Origin of the sequence: Paenibacillus sp. GCM10023250 (assembly GCF_042653205.1) — a bacterium.
Lineage (GTDB): Bacteria > Bacillota > Bacilli > Paenibacillales > Paenibacillaceae > Paenibacillus_Z.
In genome coordinates this window covers 1-3723 of record NZ_JBHSHY010000081.1, presented here as the reverse complement: position 1 = coordinate 3723, position 3723 = coordinate 1, and the positions used below count along the sequence as shown (strand labels likewise).

The 3723-nt window shown below is 62.7% G+C and carries 2 protein-coding genes; both read left to right on the top strand.

Features of this window, described 5'->3' with window-relative positions; translation table 11 throughout:
• Nucleotides 1-1363: 1363 nt before the first annotated feature.
• Nucleotides 1364-2437, top strand: a complete 1074-nt coding sequence (locus tag ACFPB1_RS27260) for a M42 family metallopeptidase (protein ID WP_379229362.1) — start codon at nt 1364-1366, stop codon at nt 2435-2437.
• Nucleotides 2438-2996: 559 nt separating this feature from the next.
• Nucleotides 2997-3557, top strand: a complete 561-nt coding sequence (locus tag ACFPB1_RS27255; RefSeq protein WP_379229361.1) for a hypothetical protein — start codon at nt 2997-2999, stop codon at nt 3555-3557.
• The last annotated feature ends 166 nt before the right edge of the window (nt 3558-3723 follow it).

Below are 3723 nucleotides of genomic sequence, written 5' to 3'. Positions count from 1 at the left end.
GGGCGCGGGCGGTGGGGCAGGCGCGCGGAGCGCGGAGGCGCTGGCGGCGGGCGCGGGGCGCGGCGTGGGGACGCTGGCGCCGGGCGCGGCGCTGGCGGGGGGCTAGGCACTACTAGCGCGGAGCACCCGGTTCACTCACGAACCATAGCCCCTCTCGCCGGCCGACCGCCTGAGCTTTCGCGGACAGGAAAGCCGCTATTTCGCCGAATCGGCGATATTTTGGCGTTTGGCGGACACAGGCGCAGCTATTGCCGATTTTCCGGCAAAACAGCGTTATTTTCGGCGAATAGCTGAACGTGTGGCCGCTCGTTTCAAAAAATGGGCGATCCGATCGCAATAACGGCTTCTGTGTCCGCGAAACCCCGCGCGATTCATCGCCTGGCCGGATCCTTGAGCCAGAAAGCTGCTCTTCCAGCACTACTATTCCCCAGGCGCACTCGCTCTACTTATCCCTCGCCCGCAACGTTCCTCGCCTGCCTATTCAATTGTTGCCCCGCCCCGAAATCTTTCTCGCCAGTCTATCTAGTCTTCCCGCCCAGCCTTGCATAGCCCCTCTCGCCGGCCGTCCGCCTAAGCTTTCGCGGACAGGAAAGCCGCTATTTCGCCGAATCGGCGATATTTTGGCGTTTGGCGGACACAGGAGCAGCTATTTGCCGAATTTCCGGCAAAACAGCGCTATTTTCGGCGAATAGCGGAACGTGTGGCCGTTCGTTTCAAAAAATGGGCGATCCGATCGCAATAACGGCTTCTGTGTCCGCGAAACCCCGCGCGATTCATCGCCTGGCCGGATCCTTGAGCCAGAAAGCTGCTCTTCCAGCACTACTATTCCCCAGGCGCACTCGCTCTACTTATCTCTCGCCCGCAACGTTCCTCGCCTGCCTATTCAATCGTTGCCCCGCCCCGAAATCTTTCTCGCCAGTCTATCTAGTCTTCCCGCCCAGCCTTGCATAGCCCTTCTCGCCGGCCGTCCGCCTGAGCTTTCGCGGACACGAAAGCCGCTATGTCGCCGAATCGGCGATATTTTGGCGATTGGCGGACACAGGCGTCCAGGCGTCCCACACAGTCTCGCACGTTACATATCCGCCCCGCAGAGCCCTTTACTAACCATTCGTCCTTCACAGCCCCCGAGTATATACCCTACCTCCTCGCCTACCCCCGACCGCCCGATTGTCATGCCCATTCGCCACAGCCGTCACTCCTGCTCGAACGCCGTTTCCTCGCCCGCTGCCGCACAGCGCGGTGGACGGGGATTTTACCCCGGCGCGAAAAGGCGGTAAAATGTAGGATGCGGATCGGAACAAACGGCAAAGGCAGGACGACGCGCCGACGAGCGCATATTTCACAGGATTGCGAGGAATGCGGGATGAATCAAGAAACGATGGAGCTGTTCCGGACGCTGACGGATTTCCAGGCGGCGCCGGGATTCGAGCGGGAGCTGCGGCGCTTCGTGCGCGGCGAGATGGAGAAGTACACGGACGAGATCGTGCAGGATCGGCTGGGGAGCATTTTCGGCGTGCTGCGCGGCGACGAGAGCGGTCCGGTCATCATGGCAGCGGGCCACATGGACGAGGTCGGTTTCCTCATTAACGGCATTACCGAGAACGGCATGCTGAAATTCCAGACGCTCGGCGGCTGGTTCAGCCAAGTGCTGCCGGCTCAGCGCGTCCAGGTGATGACGGACAACGGGCCGCTTATGGGCATCATCGGCACGACGCCGGTCCACCTGCTCGACGAGGCATCGCGCGGCAAGCCGCTCGACGTGAAGGGAATGTACATCGACATCGGCGCCGACAGCAAGGCGCACGCGCAGGAGCTTGGCATTCGCATCGGCCTTCAAGCGGTGCCCCACTGTTCATTCACGCCGCTCGCGAACCCGAAGAAAATCATGGCCAAAGCGTGGGACAACCGCTACGGCGTCGGCCTGGCCATCGAGCTGCTGAAGGAGCTTCGGGGCAAGCGGCTGCCGAACGTGCTGTATTCGGGGGCGACGGTTCAAGAGGAGCTCGGCCTGCGCGGCGCGCGCACCAGCTCGAACATGATCAAGCCGGACTTGTTCTTCGCCATGGACGCCAGCGCCGCCAACGACATGAACGGCGACAAGACGGCCTTCGGGCAAATCGGCCAAGGCGCGCTGCTGCGCATCTACGACCCGACGATGATGACGCACCGCGGCATGGTGGAGTACGTGCTCGACACGGCGGAAACCCATAAGATTCCGTACCAATATTTCGTCTCGCCGGGCGGCACGGACGCCGGCGCCGTCCACACGCAGGGCAGCGGCATCCCGTCGACGGTCATCGGCGTCTGCGCGCGCTACATCCACACGTCCGCATCCGTGCTGCACACGGACGATTACGACGCCGCCAAAGAGCTGCTCGTGAAGCTCGTGGAAAAGTGCGACCGCACGACGTACCAAACGATTCTCGACCGCGCTTAACGCGCTGTCGACCAATGCTTCGGCAACGAAGCGCCTCCGCCGGACGGCGGAGGCGCTTTTTGACTTGCGTTGCCGGCGCAGGCGGCACATCTGTCCCTTGCCGGCGCAGGCGGCGCATTTGTCCCTTGCTGGCGCAGGCGGCGCCTTTGACCCGCGATGCCAGCGACACGGCGCTTTTGATCCGCGTTGCCGGCGCAGGCGGCGCATCTCTCCCTTGCCGGCTCACGCGGCACCTTTGACCTGCGTTGCCGGCGCACGCGGCGCCTTTGTCCCTTGCGGTGTTCCCTGCGGCGACGCTTATCGGCCCTGCGATGCGGCCGTCAAGCACATGCTCGTACCGCGCCAGACGCTGCCGCGCAAAAACGCCGCGGAGCGGCGTCATTCCCCGGCGCCGTCCCCCGGCGCGGGCAGCCGCTGACGCGCCCCCGCGAGACGGTTTTAAGCGCCCGCCCCGACTGGGACTAAACCACTATTTTCATACCGCGTGCATCGAAACATTATTCCGCCTCCCTCCGTCCATAAAGTGAAGGCCCAAGGGAGAAAAGGAAGGTGTTGCAGGATGAACGAGTTTTCCGCCAAATATCGAGGGGTATCCCGGTTTCGGTCACGATCACGGCTCTTCGCGGCCGTTCTGATAAGCATGGCGCTGCTGTCGGCAGCAGGATGCGCAAGCTCGCCGAATCGCGGCGGCGCGTCGTCGAACACGGGCTCGGCAGCCGGGACGGAATCGTCCGTTCCGGCCAAATTCGATACGAGCCCATCGTTCTCGACAGCCAATATCAAGGATAGGCAGGCGTTCCTCGAGGTCTTCCGGACGGTCAAGGCCGCCATCGCCAAGGACGACATGACGGAAGTCGCGAACCATATTCTGTACCCGCTCAAGGTGAACGGCGCCGACGGCAAGCATCGCATCCAGACGAGACGCGACTTCATCGACCAGTACAAATCGATCATGACGAAAGAAGTGCGCGACGCCATCGCGAACCAGGACGAGGAGCGCCTGTTCGTCAACAAGCAGGGCGTCATGGTCGGACGCGGCGAGCTCTGGTTCGGCGGAAGCGCCGACGCCAAGCAGGTCATCGGCCTGATCGCCGTCAATCACGACATCGGCCGCAAATAAAACCCGCGCCGGGCATTGCCGTGCCGGACGCGGCCGCCCGAATCGAGTAGGAGGAGGCGGCTAGCCTCCGTCCTCTCACACCACCGTACATGCGGGTCCGCATACGGCGGTTCCAAAAGGTTAACAAAGCTCCAAATAACGTGAAAGCATACTCTTGAGCCCTTTC

Bases quoted from the DNA above. Each gene is read 5' to 3' on its own strand.
- ACFPB1_RS27260 (WP_379229362.1), top strand. From the start codon at position 1,364: ATGAATCAAGAAACGATGGAGCTGTTCCGGACGCTGACGGATTTCCAG.
- ACFPB1_RS27255 (WP_379229361.1), top strand. From the start codon at position 2,997: ATGAACGAGTTTTCCGCCAAATATCGAGGGGTATCCCGGTTTCGGTCA.